The organism is Chelativorans sp. ZYF759 (assembly GCF_012911015.1).
GTDB lineage: Bacteria > Pseudomonadota > Alphaproteobacteria > Rhizobiales > Rhizobiaceae > ZYF759.
Genome location: NZ_WVVV01000002.1, coordinates 111,502 through 126,631, shown reverse-complemented (window position 1 = coordinate 126,631; position 15,130 = coordinate 111,502). Strand labels below are relative to the sequence as shown.

At 65.8% G+C, this 15,130-nt stretch carries 17 protein-coding genes and 1 tRNA gene; 12 read left to right on the top strand and 6 right to left on the bottom strand.

From position 1 onward, the window contains the following. Positions 1–200: 200 nt before the first annotated feature. Entirely contained in the window at positions 201–458 is a 258-nt protein-coding gene (locus GRZ55_RS04500; protein ID WP_169285708.1) for a hypothetical protein, read from the top strand. Between the two features lie 317 nt (positions 459–775). On the opposite strand, the gene GRZ55_RS04495 is transcribed toward GRZ55_RS04500, so the two are convergent. After that, positions 776–865 (bottom strand) — tRNA-Ser (locus GRZ55_RS04495). A 123-nt stretch (positions 866–988) separates the two neighbouring features. On the opposite strand from GRZ55_RS04495, the gene GRZ55_RS04490 reads away from it, so the two are divergent. From GRZ55_RS04490 to GRZ55_RS04450, 9 genes are all read left to right on the top strand, one after another. Continuing rightward, a complete protein-coding gene (locus GRZ55_RS04490) occupies positions 989–1,384 on the top strand; it encodes a hypothetical protein (protein WP_246734517.1) in 396 nt (131 codons plus the stop codon). Between the two features lie 210 nt (positions 1,385–1,594). Then, a complete protein-coding gene (locus GRZ55_RS04485; protein WP_169285707.1) occupies positions 1,595–2,824 on the top strand; it encodes a septal ring lytic transglycosylase RlpA family protein in 1,230 nt (409 codons plus the stop codon). A 94-nt stretch (positions 2,825–2,918) separates the two neighbouring features. Beyond that, entirely contained in the window at positions 2,919–4,082 is a 1,164-nt protein-coding gene (locus tag GRZ55_RS04480) for a D-alanyl-D-alanine carboxypeptidase family protein (RefSeq protein ID WP_169285706.1), read from the top strand. A gap of 103 nt (positions 4,083–4,185) precedes the next feature. Beyond that, on the top strand, positions 4,186–4,854 hold the full coding sequence (tmk, locus tag GRZ55_RS04475; RefSeq protein WP_169285705.1) for a dTMP kinase: 669 nt from the start codon (positions 4,186–4,188) through the stop codon (positions 4,852–4,854). Beyond that, positions 4,851–5,903, top strand: coding sequence for a DNA polymerase III subunit delta' (locus tag GRZ55_RS04470; RefSeq protein ID WP_169285704.1), 1,053 nt, complete (start codon positions 4,851–4,853; stop codon positions 5,901–5,903). The genes tmk and GRZ55_RS04470 overlap by 4 nt, the downstream gene beginning before the upstream one ends. Positions 5,904–5,980: 77 nt before the next feature. Beyond that, positions 5,981–7,531: a methionine--tRNA ligase gene (metG, locus tag GRZ55_RS04465; protein ID WP_169285703.1), complete on the top strand. Its 1,551-nt coding sequence runs from the start codon at positions 5,981–5,983 to the stop codon at positions 7,529–7,531. An 8-nt stretch (positions 7,532–7,539) separates the two neighbouring features. Next, a complete protein-coding gene (locus tag GRZ55_RS04460; RefSeq protein WP_169286006.1) occupies positions 7,540–8,331 on the top strand; it encodes a TatD family hydrolase in 792 nt (263 codons plus the stop codon). Next, positions 8,324–9,139, top strand: a complete 816-nt coding sequence (locus GRZ55_RS04455; protein ID WP_169285702.1) for an MBL fold metallo-hydrolase — start codon at positions 8,324–8,326, stop codon at positions 9,137–9,139. The genes GRZ55_RS04460 and GRZ55_RS04455 overlap by 8 nt, the downstream gene beginning before the upstream one ends. A 12-nt stretch (positions 9,140–9,151) precedes the next feature. After that, complete coding sequence (locus tag GRZ55_RS04450; RefSeq protein WP_169285701.1) at positions 9,152–9,622, top strand: YbaK/EbsC family protein; 471 nt, start codon at positions 9,152–9,154, stop codon at positions 9,620–9,622. A 208-nt stretch (positions 9,623–9,830) separates the two neighbouring features. On the opposite strand, the gene GRZ55_RS04445 is transcribed toward GRZ55_RS04450, so the two are convergent. Next, positions 9,831–10,544: a superoxide dismutase gene (locus tag GRZ55_RS04445; protein ID WP_169285700.1), complete on the bottom strand. Its 714-nt coding sequence runs from the start codon at positions 10,542–10,544 to the stop codon at positions 9,831–9,833. A gap of 467 nt (positions 10,545–11,011) precedes the next feature. On the opposite strand from GRZ55_RS04445, the gene GRZ55_RS04440 reads away from it, so the two are divergent. Continuing rightward, on the top strand, positions 11,012–11,230 hold the full coding sequence (locus GRZ55_RS04440; RefSeq protein ID WP_169285699.1) for a helix-hairpin-helix domain-containing protein: 219 nt from the start codon (positions 11,012–11,014) through the stop codon (positions 11,228–11,230). Positions 11,231–11,320: 90 nt separating this feature from the next. After that, a complete protein-coding gene (gene mazG, locus GRZ55_RS04435) occupies positions 11,321–12,145 on the top strand; it encodes a nucleoside triphosphate pyrophosphohydrolase (RefSeq protein ID WP_169285698.1) in 825 nt (274 codons plus the stop codon). A gap of 7 nt (positions 12,146–12,152) precedes the next feature. Here the strand turns inward: mazG and GRZ55_RS04430 are convergent, their stop codons facing one another. From GRZ55_RS04430 to GRZ55_RS04415, 4 genes are all read right to left on the bottom strand, one after another. Beyond that, entirely contained in the window at positions 12,153–12,488 is a 336-nt protein-coding gene (locus tag GRZ55_RS04430) for an NIPSNAP family protein (protein ID WP_246734516.1), read from the bottom strand. Between the two features lie 25 nt (positions 12,489–12,513). Next, positions 12,514–13,875 (bottom strand): GTPase HflX, encoded by a 1,362-nt coding sequence (hflX, locus tag GRZ55_RS04425; protein WP_169285697.1) that lies wholly within the window; start codon positions 13,873–13,875, stop codon positions 12,514–12,516. Further along, positions 13,876–14,121: an RNA chaperone Hfq gene (gene hfq / locus GRZ55_RS04420; RefSeq protein WP_169285696.1), complete on the bottom strand. Its 246-nt coding sequence runs from the start codon at positions 14,119–14,121 to the stop codon at positions 13,876–13,878. It abuts the gene before it with no gap. Positions 14,122–14,258: 137 nt separating this feature from the next. Next, the gene (locus GRZ55_RS04415) at positions 14,259–15,122 is read right to left on the bottom strand and encodes a D-amino-acid transaminase (protein ID WP_169285695.1); all 864 of its coding nucleotides are present in this window, start codon (positions 15,120–15,122) and stop codon (positions 14,259–14,261) included. Between the last annotated feature and the right edge of the window lie 8 nt (positions 15,123–15,130).

Genomic DNA, 15,130 nt, shown 5'->3' with positions numbered 1-15,130 from the left:
TCCAAGGACTGACACATGCCCGGACCGCGCCGACGCGCGGTCCGGGCATCTTTGATTCCGGCGGCAGCTTGCGGCCCTTGCCGCCGGTCGCCGGGAACGGAAGACGGCCGAGGCTGACCACCACGCCAGCTTGTTCGATCATCGGGAACCCCCGCCGTCCGGGGGAGTTGATTCAGCAAAACCCGATTTCGAAGAGGCACATGATGAGAAACGCAGAGGAAAGGCTTGGCCCCGTGTTCCTGTGCGCCTACCGCGCCGACGGGATGACCCACACCGCGCGGGTGCGAGCCAGGAACGCCGCACATGCCACGCGCAAGATGAGGCAGATCGACTGGGCGCCGGGTTGCGGCCCGATCGGCACGCCCCGTCAAATGACCGCCCCACAGGCAGCGCCCGCCGGGAGCTGGGCAGCCTTGGCCGGCATGATCTCGCAGCGACTGCCCATCAGTTCGACGTGAGCCGACAGCGGCCGGCAAGAAATTCGCCGTAAGCCCTAACAATTTTAAGCGATGAAGTTTCGGGCGCCGACTAGAGTATTCTTGCCGGTGCCGAAGACCCCCGCCCCAAGGGCGCCGGCAAGAGTTGCCCCCGCCTCTGGCGGGGGCATTTTCGTCTTGGGGTGTTCAAACATATACGATCGCTTGCGGTTCTGACGATCTGGCCGTCAGAACTCGCCGGCCAGTCCGACGCGGGCGCCATGGCTTTTGTCGCCGCCATAGGAATAGCCGGCGGTAATCGCGAGAGTATCGCGCGTCGGGGGGCAATCGGCGGTGGATGGCGGAGGGAGTGGGATTCGAACCCACGGTGAGCTTGCACCCACGCCGGTTTTCAAGACCGGTGCCTTAAACCGCTCGGCCATCCCTCCGTTTCAGCCCGCGTTAATGGGCCAAGTGGCTGTTCTTTTCAAGCTTTCACCTTTCGTGTCTGATCCGCGTGCGGTCGCGCAGCGTAGTTTGCGGCAGTGTCCATTCTACCCGGAGATAGCCCAATGGCCCTGAAGAGCCTCGCCGCCTGCACCGCATCCGTCCTCCTGGCCGTCACGATGGCCGGCCCCGCCAGTGCCAATGCGCTGTCGGGAGACGAGATACGCGGCCTGATCCAGGATCGCACCGTCCACCTGTCGACGTCTTACGGCGTGACCCTGCCGCTGCGCTACGGCGCCAATGGCGAGGTGACGGGCGACATTTCCGGAATCACGCTGGCGCGCATGTTCGCGCCGCGCGAGACCGGCAGCTGGTGGGTGGAAGATAACCGCATGTGCCAGCAATGGCCGAGCTGGTACGATGGCGAGACGCATTGCTTCACCATCCAGTCGACCGGCGAAAACAGCATCAACTGGCAGCGCAATGACGGCATGGAAGGCACCGCCCGGATTTCCGGCTGAGGCCGGTTCCAGCCCGCCGTCGCCGGCAAAAGCGGCGGCGTCCGCGCCGTTAACCAAGAATCGCCCCCTTCTGGCCACATTTCCTTAACAGGCTGCTAAGAACTTTCGCGCCATTAGGCGTACAGAGTGAAATTCAGGCCTCGCTTGGGACGGGACGAGGCCTTCGCCCGGTCGCCATCCTGGCGGGCGAGGCAAGGGGACGGGTCAAGAATGCCTTTCAGCGGACAACGGTTGTTTTCGCGCGCGCCTGCTGCCGTCATCATCTCCTGTTGTGCCGCCTTGCTGGCGGCCTGCGGCGCCAAGCCGACCCAGCAGACGGCCAAGCAGACGCGCACGGGCGAATATTTCGCCGAATCCATCTGGGGCGTGGCTGCCAGCCCGCGGGTTTCCAATCTCGAGCGGGGCCTGCCGCGCGGCGGCGGGCGCGACCATGTGGGCCGGCCCTATCAGATCCGCGGCCAGTGGTTCCATCCCAAGGAAGAGCCGGACTACCGCAAGGTCGGGCAGGCCTCCTGGTACGGCAGCGCCTTCCATGGCCGCCTGACGGCCAATGGCGAAGTCTACGACATGCATCACCTGACGGCGGCCCATCCCACCATGCCGCTGCCCAGCTATGCGCGGGTCACCAATCTGGAAAACGGCACCTCGCTCGTCGTGCGGGTCAACGATCGCGGGCCGTTCGTGTCCGGGCGCATCATCGACCTGTCGCGCCGCTCGGCCGAGGTGCTGGGCACCAAGGGCAATGGCGTGGCGCGGGTGCAGGTCGAATATCTGGGTCGTGCGCCGCTGCACGGCCAGGACGAACAGTTCCTCATGGCTTCCTATCGCCCCGGCGGGCGCGGGCCCGATCCCTCGGACGGCCTGCCGAGCGGCGTGATGATGGCCATGAACGGTGCCACGCCGAGCGCCGCGGCAGCGTCCGCGCCGGCCTTTGACGGGCGGCGCCCGGGTGCCGCGATCGGCGCGACGGGTGCGCCGGCTTCGACGCCAGGCAGCGCCGGCGATTTCCCCACCATGCCCCAGCACGGGCCCATCCTGCCGCAGCGCCCGCAATTGCTGGCGCAGGCGCAGGCTGCCGGCCTGGCGCTTTCCTATGCCGACCACCGTATCGTGGCCGCGTCGGCCGCGCTTGAAGGTCTGGCGAGCGGCCGGGTGTCGGATACGGCCGCCGTCGCTTCCTGGGAGCGCCGCAATGCCGAACAGGCCGCGGCGGCCAATGCGGTGTCGGGCATGCATGTTGCCGCCGGCACATTTGCCGACGAGGCCACAGCGCGGCGTCTGGCCCGTCCGCTGGCCGCGCTCGGTGCCGTCGAGATCCTGGCGGCGAGCGGCGGCATGTCCTCCCTGGTCGTGCGGCCCGACGGGCGCGCGTCGATCGACGATATCCTCAAGGCCGCCTGGGATGCCGGTGCCACCGACGCCCTGACCGTTCGCGACTGAGGCTGCAACCCTCACGCGATCTTTTCTTGATGCGCGGTCCCGCGCACTGCTACCTTCGTTCCGCTGGGGACAGGATGCAGAATCAGGCGGATCAATGACACGTGCTTTCTCGCGGGCCCGCTTCGGCGTGCTGCTGCTACTTCTATCCTTCATCGTCGTTCCGGCGCAGGCGCAGCTCTACGAAACACGCGCCGACACCGCCTTCATGGTCGACGCGGAGACCGGCACGATCCTGTTCGCCAAGGATCCCGACAAGCTGATCCCGCCGGCCTCGCTGGCCAAGCTGATGACGATGGAAGTCGTCTTCAACGCGCTGAAGACCGGGCGCCTGACCATGGACGACACGTTTCTGGTCAGCGAGAACGCCTGGCGCAGCGGTGGCGCCATGTCGGGCGGGTCGACCATGTTCGCCGAGCTCGGCTCCTCCATCCGGCTGGAAGACCTCATCCAGGGCGTGATCGTGCAATCGGCCAATGACGGCTGCATCATCATCGCCGAAGGCATGGCGGGCTCGGAGGAGAATTTCGCGCAATTCATGACCGAACGCGCGCGCCAGATCGGGCTGGAGCGATCCGTCTTCGTCAATTCGACCGGCCTTCCGGCCGAAGGGCAGTTCGTGACGGCACGCGAACTCGTGAAGCTGGCGCGCCACATGTGGGCCGAATATCCCGAATATTACCGCTTCTACGCGCAGCCCGACTTCACCTGGAACAACATCCTGCAGCGCAACCGCAACCCGCTCCTGCGCATGGATATCGGGGCGGACGGCATGAAGACCGGCTTCACGACCGAATCGGGCTACGGCATCGTGGGCTCGGTGGCGCGCGGCGATCGGCGCCTGTTCGTGGCGATGAGCGGCATGACCAGCGAGGCGCAGCGGGCCGAGGAGGCCAGGCGCATCCTCGACTGGGGCATGCGGGCCTTCGAGCGGTCCGACATCTTCGCCGAAGGCTCGGTGATCGGCGAGGCGCGGCTTTATGGCGGGGCGCAGCGTTCCGTGCCACTGCGCGCGAACGGACCGGTCTCGATCTTCGTGCCGACGATGAGCCGCGACCGGATGAGCGCGCGCATCGTCTATCGCGGGCCGGTCGACGCCCCCGTCGAGGAAGGCCAGCAGATCGCCACGCTGCGGGTGTGGATCGGCGACACGATGAGCCAGGAAACGCCGCTCTACGCGGCCGAAAGCGTACCCACGGGCCAGATCCACCAGCGTGCGCTCGACGCGGTGCAGGAGCTTCTGGTGGGCTGGCTGCGCTAGTCCGGGCGTGGACCTTCGCGGACAAAAGCCTTAGAGCTTGCCGGCATGACAAACGCCGTGCCGCCCGCTGGGGCGGTGCGCAACCGGCAGGCTCCGACAGGTCTTGAAACGCGGCATCTTCATCAGCTTCGAAGGCGGGGAAGGGGCGGGCAAATCCACCCAGATTTCACGGCTCGCCGACCGCCTGCGCGAATCGGGCCACGAGGTGCTGGTCACCCGCGAACCGGGCGGTTCGCCCGGTGCGGAGGCGGTACGCCACGTGCTTCTGTCGGGTGCGGCGGAGCCATTCGGTCCGGCCATGGAAGCCGTTCTTTTCGCCGCCGCACGTTCGGATCATGTCGAGCAGGTCATCCGGCCGGCCATCGCGCGCGGCAGCATCGTGCTCTGCGACCGGTTTCTCGATTCCAGCCGCGTCTACCAGGGCGGTGACGCCCGGCTCTCGCCCGGCTTCATGAAGGCGCTCGAGCGGGTGGCGATCAACGGCATGATGCCGGATCTGACACTCATCCTCGATCTTGAGGCGGAGCAGGGGCTTGCGCGGGCCGCCGCCCGGCGCGGCGACGACACGCCCGACCGCTACGAGAAGGAAACGCTGGACATCCACCGGGCCCGGCGCGATGCCTATCTCGCCATCGCCCGGGCCGAGCCAGAACGCTGCGTCGTGGTGGATGCCGGGCGCGATCCCGACAGCGTGGCCGCCGACATCGCGGCGGCCGTTGAAGCCGCTCTGGCGGGCGAGGGCGGCGCCGTCAGGATGGAGGAGCGGGCATGAGCTACGAGCGCCTCTATCCCGAACAGCACGACAGTCTCGAAGACGTGCCGGAGCCGCCGGAAAACCCGCATCTCTTCGGCCATGACGACGAGGTCGCGCAGCTTGCCGCCGACTATCGCTCGGGGCGCATGCATCATGCCCTGGTTCTGGCCGGCAAGGCCGGCATCGGCAAGGCCACGCTCGCCTTCCGGCTGGCGCGCCATATCCTGTCCCATGCCGATGCGCGCGCGGCGCCCGCCGAACTGGGCGAGCCCGACATGGCCAGCATGACCGCACGGCTGATTGCGCAGGGGGCACACCCCTCGCTTCTGCATCTGACGCGGCCGGTGGCCGATCGCGGCAAGGGCTTCAAGCAGGCGCTCACCGTAGACGAGGTGCGACGCGTGGGCCGTTTCCTGTCCATGACGGCCCATGACGGCGGGTACCGCGTCGTCATCGTCGATCCGGCCGACGACATGAACGCCAATGCCGCCAACGCGCTCCTGAAGAGCCTCGAGGAACCGCCCGCCAACACGCTGTTCTTCCTGATGGCGCATTCGCCGGGCCGGCTCCTGCCCACCATCCGGTCGCGCTGCCGCATCCTGCGCCTGCGTCCGCTCGGCGATGCCGACCTGATGCGGGCGCTCCACGCCATCGGGGCGGAGCTGCCGGAGGACGAGGCGCGGCGTCGCCTGCTTCTCGAACAGGCGGGCGGCAGCGTGCGCGACGCCCTGATGCTGACGCGCTTTTCCGGCCTGGATATCGTTGCCGAACTGCGCAAACTGGTGGACGCACCGCGTTTCGACGCCGCGGCCGCCTACAAGGTGGCAGACGGGGTCGCGGCGCGCGACGATGGCGCGCGCTTTGCCGTGTTCAACGACGCCGTGCTCGGGCGCATCTCGGAACTGGCACGCCAGGCGGCGGGGCAAGGGCGGCTGCGCCAGGCCGCCGAACTCTCCTCCTTCTGGCAGGAAGCCACGGAACGCATCGGCGCGACGCGGGTCTACAATCTCGACAAGCGCCAGCATGTGGTGGGCCTGCTGCGGCAGCTGCACGAGATGGCGCGCTGACGGTCCGGGCATATGGCCAATCAGCGCCCGATGGGCTATCTGGGCGCCACAGCCCTTACTCCCGGACATGCTTTCGAATGACGCGCGACAAGTTCTACATCACCACCCCGATCTTCTACCCGAACGGCAAGCCCCATATCGGGCACGCCTATACGGTGATTGCCACCGATGCGCTGGCTCGTTTCCAGCGGCTGGACGGCAAGCAGGTGTTCTTCCTGTCGGGTACCGACGAGCACGGGCTGAAGATGCAGCAGACGGCCGACAAGGAGGGGATCAGCGCGCAGGAGCTGGCGGACCGCAACTCGGCCATCTTCCGCACCATGGTGGAAGCCGTCGGCGGCTCCAACGACGATTTCATCCGCACCACGGAGAAGCGCCATCACGTGGCCAGCCAGGCGATCTGGAAGGCAATGGCGGATAATGGCGACATCTATCTCGACAGCTACAAGGGCTGGTATTCGGTCCGCCAGGAAGCCTATTTCGACGAGAGCGAAACGACGCTCGGCGATGATGGCGTGCGCCGCGAGCCGCTCGGCTCGCCCGTCGAATGGCAGGAGGAAGAGACCTATTTCTTCCGGCTTTCGGCCTATCAGGACAGGCTGATCGCGCATTTCGAGAAGAACCCGAACTTCATCGGTCCGGCCGAACGCCGCAACGAAGTCATGAGCTTCGTGAAGTCCGGCCTGCGCGACCTCTCGATCTCGCGCTCGACCTTCTCATGGGGCGTTCCGGTGCCGGGCGACGAGAAGCACGTCATGTATGTGTGGGTCGACGCGCTGACCAACTACATCACCGCGGCCGGCTATCCCGACACCCAGGGCAAGGCCTGGTCGTGGTGGCCGGCGACCCACATCATCGGCAAGGACATCGTGCGCTTCCACGCCGTCTACTGGCCGGCCTTCCTGATGTCGGCGGGCATCGAACTGCCCGAGCGCATCTTCGCGCACGGTTTCCTGTTCAACCGCGGGGAGAAGATGTCGAAATCGGTCGGCAACGTGGTCGATCCCTTCGCGCTGATCGAGACCTATGGCCTCGACCAGGTGCGCTATTTCCTCTTGCGCGAGGTGCCGTTCGGCCAGGACGGCACCTACAGCCACGAGGCCATCGTCAACCGCACCAATGCCGACCTCGCCAATGATCTTGGCAATCTGGCGCAGCGCTCGCTATCGATGATCGCCAAGAATTGCGACGGCAAGGTGCCCGAGAAGGGCGAGGCGACCGAGGCCGATCGTGCCATCCTGGCGCAGACGGAAAAGGCGTTGGCGGAGGCGCGCAAGGCCATGGGCGACCAGGCGCTCCACCATGCGCTGGCTGCAATCTTCGCCGTGGTCGCGGAGGCCAACCGCTATTTCGCCGGCCAGGAGCCGTGGGCGCTGAAGAAGACCGATCCCGCGCGCATGAACAGCGTGCTCTACACCACGGCGGAGGCGATCCGGCGGCTGGCGATATTGTGCCAGCCCTTCATGCCGGGCTCGGCCGCCAAGCTGCTCGACCTTCTCGCGGTGGCGCCGGATGCGCGCGACTTCGCGCATCTGGGCGATGCCCATGCGCTGGTGCCCGGCACGGCGCTGCCGGCGCCGCAGGGCGTCTTTCCGCGCTATGTCGACCAGGACGCGGGAACAGCCTGACCGTGAGCATGCTTGTCGACAGCCATTGCCATCTGGATTTTCCGGATTTCGCCGAGGACCGCGCGGGCTTCATCGCGCGCGCGGTCGCGGCCGGGGTCAAGCGCATGGTCACCATCTCGACGCGGGTACGCCGTTTCGACGATATCCGCGCGATCGCCGAGGCGCATGAGGAAGTCTGGTGCTCGGTCGGCACGCATCCGCACAATGCCGGCGAGGAGACGGACGTCACGGTCGACCAGCTGCTCAGGCTGGCCGAGCACGAGAAGGTGGTCGCCATCGGCGAGGCCGGCCTCGACTATTTCTACGACAAGGCGCCGCGCGACGACCAGGCGGCGGGTCTGCGCACCCATATCGCCGCGGCGCGCGAAAGCGGGCTGCCGCTCGTCATTCATGCCCGCGACGCGGACGACGACATGGCAGCCATCCTGGAAGACGAGATGGGGAAGGGGGCCTTCCCCTTCGTGCTGCATTGTTTCTCTTCGGGCCGCAAGCTGGCGGAAACCGGCGTGAAGCTCGGCGGCTATGTGTCGTTTTCGGGCATCCTCACCTTCAAGAAATCGGAGGAATTGCGGGCGATCGCACGCGACGTGCCGCGCGAGCGTCTTCTGGTGGAGACCGACGCGCCGTATCTCGCGCCCATGCCCCACCGGGGAAAGCGCAACGAGCCGGCTTACGTGGCCCATACCGCGCATGTGCTGGCCGAGACGATCGGCGTGGATGACGCGGAGATCGCGCGGCTGACGACCGACAATTTCTTCCGCCTGTTCGCGCGGGCGCAGCGGCCGGACATCGATGCCTGACCGGCTGCGCTTCACGCTTCTGGGGTGCGGCTCGTCGCCGGGCACGCCGCGCATCACCGGCGACTGGGGCAATTGCGATCCCGCCAACCCGAAAAACCGCCGCCGCCGCGCCTCGGCCATGATCGAGCGCGTGTCGGACACGGGGACCACCCGCGTCGTCATCGACACGGGGCCGGATTTCCGCCTGCAGATGATCGATGCGGGCGTGCAGGCGCTCGACGCGGTGGTCTACACGCATCCGCATGCCGACCACATACACGGGATCGACGATCTGCGCGGCTTCGCGCTCTACCAGCGCCGGCTGGTGGACATCCATGCGGACCGGCCGACCCTCGACCGGCTGCATCATTCGTTTGGATATTGCTTCGAAACGCCGCCCGGCAGTTCCTATCCGCCCATCCTGCGCGCGCACGCCGTCGCCCACGACTTGCCGTTCACGATAGACGGCGCGGGCGGTGCGATCACCTTCCAGCCGCTGCCGCTGATCCATGGCGACATCATCGCGCTGGGATATCGGGTCGGCGGGATCGGCTATTGCTCTGATGTCAGCGACTTTCCCGGCGACACCGCGGCGCAGCTTCAGGATCTCGACCTACTGGTCATCGACGCGCTGCAGTACAAGCCTCATGCGAGCCATCTGTCGCTCGGCGAAGCGCTGGAATGGATCGAGCGCCTCAAGCCCCGCAGCGCCATCCTCACCCATATGCATATTCCGCTCGACTACGAGACGGTCGCGCGTGAAACACCGGATCACGTGCGGCCGGGGCATGATGGCATGGTGATTGAATTCGACGCTGCAAGTGACTGAAATGGTGAGGAAATGAGCAAGAGCATCCGCCGTGTCGAGCAAGCCGCCAAGGCGGCCGGGCTGACGATCGAGGTGCGGCGCATGGGTGAGTCCACGCGCACCGCAGAAGAAGCCGCGCAGCAATGCGGCTGCGACGTGGCGCAGATCGTGAAGTCGCTCATCTTCCAGGGCAAGGAGTCCGGCCGGCTGGTGCTGTTCCTGGTGGCCGGCAACAACCGGCTCGACACGACAAGGGCGGCCGCGCTGGCCGGCGAGGCGCTGGAGCGCGCCGACCCGCGGCTTATCCGTGAGCGCACCGGTTTCGCAATCGGCGGCGTGGCGCCGATCGGCCATCTCGAGCCCATAACCGCCTTTGCCGACGAGACGCTGCTCGGTTTCAAGGTCGTGTGGGCGGCGGCCGGCGCGCATGACGCGGTCTTTTCAGCCGAGCCACGCGCGCTGCTTGACGCGGCCGGGGCACAGGTCGCGGCGCTGGCTGCGTAGAACAGGGGCCCGCGCATCCAGCGTCCGCGGCACCTTCAGAAGGCGCTCTATGTGGGAATCATCGAGACCAGCGTGAAGGCGCCAGCGGCCGAGGCCAGCAGTGCGAGCGGGATGGGGACGAGATGCATGACGGCGCTCGGCTGAGGACAGGTGGCGGGCGAAGGGCAGGGGAAGCGCCCGGACCGATTGCCCGGGCGTCCCGTCAGCGTCATTGCGCGGCCACGGCCTCGGCGTAGTTGGCGGAGACCTGTTCCCAGTCCACCACATCCCACCAGGCGCTCAGATATTCGGCGCGGCGGTTGTTGTAGGTGAGGTAATAAGCGTGTTCCCACACGTCGTTGCCAAGGATGGGGGTACCCTGGATTTCGGCCACGTCCATCAGCGGATTGTCCTGGTCAGGCGTGGAGGTGATGGCCAGTTCGCCGTTGCCGTCGACAATGAGCCAGGCCCAGCCCGAGCCGAACTGGCCGGTGCCGGCTTCCTCGAAGGCGCTCTTGAACTCGTCCATGGAGCCGAAGACCGCATCGATGGCGCCGGCGAATTCTTTCGAAGGCTCGCCGCCTTCGCCCTCGGGCGCCATCAAGGGCCAGAAGAAGGAGTGGTTCCAGTGGCCGCCCGCATTGTTGCGGACCTCGTCCGACAGACCGCCGGCAGCGGCCACGAGTTCGTCGAGGGTCATGTCGGCCAGCGCCGGGTCGGCTTCGACGGCCTCGTTGAGCGTGTCGACATAGGATTGATGATGCATGCCATGGTGCAGTTCCATCGTCTCCGCATCGATTGCGGGCTCCAGCGCATCGGTCGCATAAGGCAGTTCGGGCAGCGAGAACGGCGCGGTCGCGGACCCGAAATCCTCCTGTGCGAAGGCGGCGGATGACGCCAACACGAGGGCAACGGCCGTGGCGGGAAAAGTGGTTCGAAGCATTGTGGATCTCCTCGGTGTTCGTAGGTCGCAAACGCCTTGAAGCTTGAAATGTTCAGATGACCCGGTCACGGAATGGCGATCATCGCGCACGCGTTGGCGCGCGGCCGCGGAAATCCCATCCAGGCCGCACGTGCAACTCAAAACCGAGATGAGCAAGATCGGCTAACCCGCTGATGCGGCAAGAATGTCGTGCTGATCAAAGAAGCACCGTGTGGACGGGGCCGGCAGTCCGTCTGTGATTGCCATGGTGCATCGAACGCCCGGTGTGAGGACTGCTTGGTGTGGTGTATATTGCGGCTATCGAGCCGGTCTCAATCCCAATCCACCGGGTTTGTGGGCATATGTGAGTTCCATAATCTATCTTATGCGACTGACGGATGTGGCTATGGGAGGCTGAGCCACGTTGCTCGTTATCGCTCTCCCCGGCTAGTCTGCCGGAGTTGGATGCAACGGTGGACTGACGCGTAATGGCCCCTACACCCGATATCCGCCCTGTCGGCGATCTGCCGAATGCCATCGGCAAGACAGCTGCGCGAGAATTGTCCCAGAATGGCATTACCACGCTGCACCAGGTGGCCAGCCATTCAAAGAAGGAACTGCTGGCGATCCATGGTATCGGGCCGAAGGCGATCGCCATACTGGGCGATGCCCTGGCCGCAAAGGGTCTCGACTACAGGCCTTCCTGAGACTCCCGTCCAGCCGGTCCGCCTGTGGACAAGCCCCGCTGGCGCAAGCTGGGCATTGGCCCTCGCCCTGGCTTCGCATAGCGTCGCAGGATGACACCTTCCCGCGACGTCTTTCGCCTCATCGAAATCATGGAAGCGCTCAGGACCCCGGTCACCGGCTGTCCGTGGGATCTCGAACAGGATTTCGCGTCGATCGCGCCCTACACGATCGAGGAAGCCTACGAGGTGGCCGACGCCATCGCGCGTGGCGACAAGGACGACCTGCGCGAGGAACTGGGCGATCTGCTGCTGCAGGTGGTCTATCACGCAAGGATGGCGGAGGAAGAAGGCAGTTTCGATTTCGGCGACGTCGTCGAGACGGTGACGCGAAAGATGATCCGGCGCCATCCGCATGTCTTCGGCGACGAGACAGCGCGCGGCGCCGGCATGGCCAAGGGCATGTGGGAGAACATCAAGGCAGAGGAAAAGGCCGAGAAGCGCGCCGCGCGGCTCGCCCGCGGGCTCGATCCGGAGGAAAACGGCAAGGGCTATCTCGACGGCATACCGCTTGCCCTGCCCGGCCTGGTGCGCGCGCTCAAGCTGCAGCAGAAGGCCGCGCGTGTCGGTTTCGACTGGTCGGAGGCGCCGCCCATTCTCGACAAGATCGAGGAAGAGATCGGCGAGTTGCGCGAGGCCGTGGCAGCTGGCGGCAAGGCCGAGATCGCGGAGGAATTCGGCGACCTGCTGTTTGCCGTGGTCAATCTCGGCCGGCATCTGGGCGTCGAGGCCGAAGACGCGTTGCGCGGCACCAACGACAAGTTCCGGGACCGGTTCCACGCCATCGAACAGGCGCTTCTGGAACGCGGCGACACGCTCCAGGACGCCACGCTCGACGAGATGGAAGCGCTCTGGCAGGCCGCCAAGCGGCGGCGCTAGCCCGCAGTTACCGCCATTGGCGAGGCGAATATTCGACCTCGTGCATGATGCGCTCCTGGATCTCGCCGACGAGTCTTCCGCTGACGGCCGCCGTTTCCTGCTTGATGCGTTGCCATTCCTCGTCGGCCATGAACCTGGCCCAATGGCTCTTCATCGTCGCCTCGTCGGGCCAGCGCACGACATAGAGAAACTCAGTCCTCTCTTGAGACCTGGCTTCCCAGGCCGCCACGATGTCGAATTCGTAGCTCTTCATGATGCGTAGCGCGTGATCCCGGAAACGGGCGTGAAATTCCAGTTTGTTCGCTTCGAAAATCTCGTAGATCCGCAACTGGTAGATCAACATTCACCTCCGCTGCAAACGGCGCATGTCAGACAGATTCAGGGCCCCCTGGCGCTGGCCGGCTGGTTGCCGCCACGCGTTCGCGGATGCGCCGGCAGGCCGTTTCGGGGGCACGCACCCGCACATCGACACCGCCATCCTCGCGGTCGGTGCGCGCGAGTACCTCGGCGTTGCGGTAGATCCATTCCAGCTCGCCATGCTGGTCGGGCGACAGCGACAGATCCATCGATTCCAGCGTTCCCGCAATGCGCCGTTCGATCTCCGACAGGAGCGTGTCGACACCCTCGCCGGTGATCGCCGAAACCGCGATGGCCTGCGCGGAGCCACTGGCCTGGACGATATGGTCGTGCTGGTCGGCATCGAGCAGGTCGATCTTGTTCCAGACCTCGAGCACCCGTTCGTTGTCGCGCTCGACACCGAGGTCGGACAGGATCTCGACCACGTCCTCGGCCTGCGCGGCGGTATCGGGATCGGCAATGTCGCGCAAATGGATGACGAGATCGGCTTCGATGACCTCTTCCAAAGTGGCCCGGAAGGCCGCCACGAGATGGGTCGGCAGGTCGGAGATGAAGCCCACCGTGTCGGAGAAGATGACCTCCGTGCCGTGCGGCAGGTGAACCCGCCTCAACGTCGGGTCGAGCGTGGCAAAAAGCATGTCCCTGGCCATCACGCCGGCGCCCGTCAGCCGGTTGAAGAGCGTGGACTTGCCCGCATTGGTGTAGCCGACAAGCGCGACGATGGGATGCGGCACCTTGCGGCGCTTGGAACGGTGCAGGTCGCGGGTGCGGCGGACCTGCTCCAGTTCGCGTTTCAGCCGCGTGATGCGTTCCTGCAGCTGCCGCCGATCGGCCTCGATCTGGGTTTCGCCGGGGCCGCCCATGAAGCCGCCGCCGCCGCGCTGGCGCTCCAGGTGAGTCCAGCTTCTGACGAGGCGGCCGCGCTGGTATTCGAGATGCGCGAGATCGACCTGAAGGCGCCCTTCCCGCGTGCGCGCCCGGCGTCCGAAAATCTCGAGGATCAAGCCGGTGCGGTCGAGCACCTTGGCATGGAGTTCCTTTTCGAGATTGCGCTGCTGGACGGGTGAGAGAGCGTGGTCGACGACCACCAGCTCGGCCTCCGCCTCCTTCACGATCTCGGCCAGCTCGGCAAGCTTGCCGGTGCCGATGAGCGTTGCGGCGCGGGGCGAACTGACCGTGACAACCTCGCAATGGACGGGATCGAGATCGATCGCGCAGGCGAGCCCGATCGCCTCTTCCAGACGTGCCTCAGCTGTACGTTCCGTGGCGCGCGCGGAGTCGCGAAACTGCTGCGGAAGGATCGGCACGATGATGACGGCGCGAGCCGTCACCGATTCGGTCGAATACGTGTCAGGAACGATGTCGTTGGCCAATCAGGCCTCGCGGTTCTCGTCCGCGTCAAAGAGCTGCACGGGCTGGCTCGGCATGATGGTGGAGATCGCATGCTTGTAGACGAGCTGCGAATGGCCATCCCTGCGCAGGAGCACGCAGAAGTTGTCGAACGACGTCACGACGCCGGTCAGCTTGACGCCGTTGATCAGAAAGATCGTCAGCGGGTTCTTGCTCTTGCGAACGGTGTTGAGGAAAAGGTCCTGCAAATTCTGGGTACGTTCCGCCATTTTTTCTTCTTAGCCCCCTGCGGTGTCCCTCTAGTAGCGCCCGAAAGGCGACCGGCTGTCAAGCACGCATCGTTACCATCGTCGCCCCCGGGGAAACGAAATCTACCGCCGTGTTCTGCACGCGGACACTGCGGATATCAGGCGAGGGTTTTTTCCGCAACGTCAAAAAAGGCTTCCCGCAATGCGAGCGTGACCGATCCGGGGTGTCCGTTGGCGACGGGCTGGCCGTCGATGGCCACAACCGGCATCACCACGGTGGTCGCCGCGGTGATGAAGGCTTCCTTCGCGGCGAGCGCCTCCTCCACGGTGAAGGCCCGCTCTTCGACCCTGAGGTCGTGCTTTTTGGCAATGTCCATCACGGTTGCGCGGGTGATTCCCTTGAGTATGCCCGATTCGGCCGGACGGGTGACCAGTGTCCCCTCGCCCGTCACAATCCACGCATTGGTGGAAGCGCCCTCCTTGACCGTGCCGTCCGGATCCACGAACCAGGCTTCGACCGCGCCGGCTTCCTTTGCCTTCTGGCGGGCGAGAACGTTGGGCAGCAGGCCCACCGACTTGATGTCCACGCGTTCCCAGCGGTTTTCGGGCACGGTGATGACCCGCACGCCCTTTTCGGCCTTTGCCGCGGCGGCGCGTGGATCGGTCCGCTTGGCGGTCACGACGATGGCCGGCGGCGTGTCGGCGGCGGGGAAATAGTGGTCGCGCCGGGCAACGCCGCGGGTGACCTGCATATAGACCAGACCGTTGGTGACCTTGTTGCGGCGTACCACCTCGCGGATCACCGTCTCCAGCGCCTTGCGTCCCATCGGCCAGGCGATGCGCAGTTCGCGCAGCGAGCGTTCGAGCCGATCGAGATGGCGCGGCATGTCCACGATGTAGCCGCGCGCGATCTCGCACACCTCATAGACGCCGTCGGCGAACTGGTAGCCCCGGTCCTCGATATGGACGCTGGCCGAACCATGCGGGACATAGCGGCCGTTGACATAGGCGATGCGGGACATGCGACCTC

What these genes read in the sequence shown, in the direction of transcription:
- GRZ55_RS04500 (WP_169285708.1), top strand. Translation starts at nt 201, where the DNA reads ATGATGAGAAACGCAGAGGAAAGGCTTGGCCCCGTGTTCCTGTGCGCC.
- GRZ55_RS04490 (WP_246734517.1), top strand. Translation starts at nt 989, where the DNA reads ATGGCCCTGAAGAGCCTCGCCGCCTGCACCGCATCCGTCCTCCTGGCC.
- GRZ55_RS04485 (WP_169285707.1), top strand. Translation starts at nt 1,595, where the DNA reads ATGCCTTTCAGCGGACAACGGTTGTTTTCGCGCGCGCCTGCTGCCGTC.
- GRZ55_RS04480 (WP_169285706.1), top strand. Translation starts at nt 2,919, where the DNA reads ATGACACGTGCTTTCTCGCGGGCCCGCTTCGGCGTGCTGCTGCTACTT.
- GRZ55_RS04470 (WP_169285704.1), top strand. Translation starts at nt 4,851, where the DNA reads ATGAGCTACGAGCGCCTCTATCCCGAACAGCACGACAGTCTCGAAGAC.
- metG (WP_169285703.1), top strand. Translation starts at nt 5,981, where the DNA reads ATGACGCGCGACAAGTTCTACATCACCACCCCGATCTTCTACCCGAAC.
- GRZ55_RS04460 (WP_169286006.1), top strand. Translation starts at nt 7,540, where the DNA reads ATGCTTGTCGACAGCCATTGCCATCTGGATTTTCCGGATTTCGCCGAG.
- GRZ55_RS04455 (WP_169285702.1), top strand. Translation starts at nt 8,324, where the DNA reads ATGCCTGACCGGCTGCGCTTCACGCTTCTGGGGTGCGGCTCGTCGCCG.
- GRZ55_RS04450 (WP_169285701.1), top strand. Translation starts at nt 9,152, where the DNA reads ATGAGCAAGAGCATCCGCCGTGTCGAGCAAGCCGCCAAGGCGGCCGGG.
- GRZ55_RS04445 (WP_169285700.1), bottom strand. Translation starts at nt 10,544, where the DNA reads ATGCTTCGAACCACTTTTCCCGCCACGGCCGTTGCCCTCGTGTTGGCG.
- GRZ55_RS04440 (WP_169285699.1), top strand. Translation starts at nt 11,012, where the DNA reads ATGGCCCCTACACCCGATATCCGCCCTGTCGGCGATCTGCCGAATGCC.
- mazG (WP_169285698.1), top strand. Translation starts at nt 11,321, where the DNA reads ATGACACCTTCCCGCGACGTCTTTCGCCTCATCGAAATCATGGAAGCG.
- GRZ55_RS04430 (WP_246734516.1), bottom strand. Translation starts at nt 12,488, where the DNA reads ATGTTGATCTACCAGTTGCGGATCTACGAGATTTTCGAAGCGAACAAA.
- hfq (WP_169285696.1), bottom strand. Translation starts at nt 14,121, where the DNA reads ATGGCGGAACGTACCCAGAATTTGCAGGACCTTTTCCTCAACACCGTT.
- GRZ55_RS04415 (WP_169285695.1), bottom strand. Translation starts at nt 15,122, where the DNA reads ATGTCCCGCATCGCCTATGTCAACGGCCGCTATGTCCCGCATGGTTCG.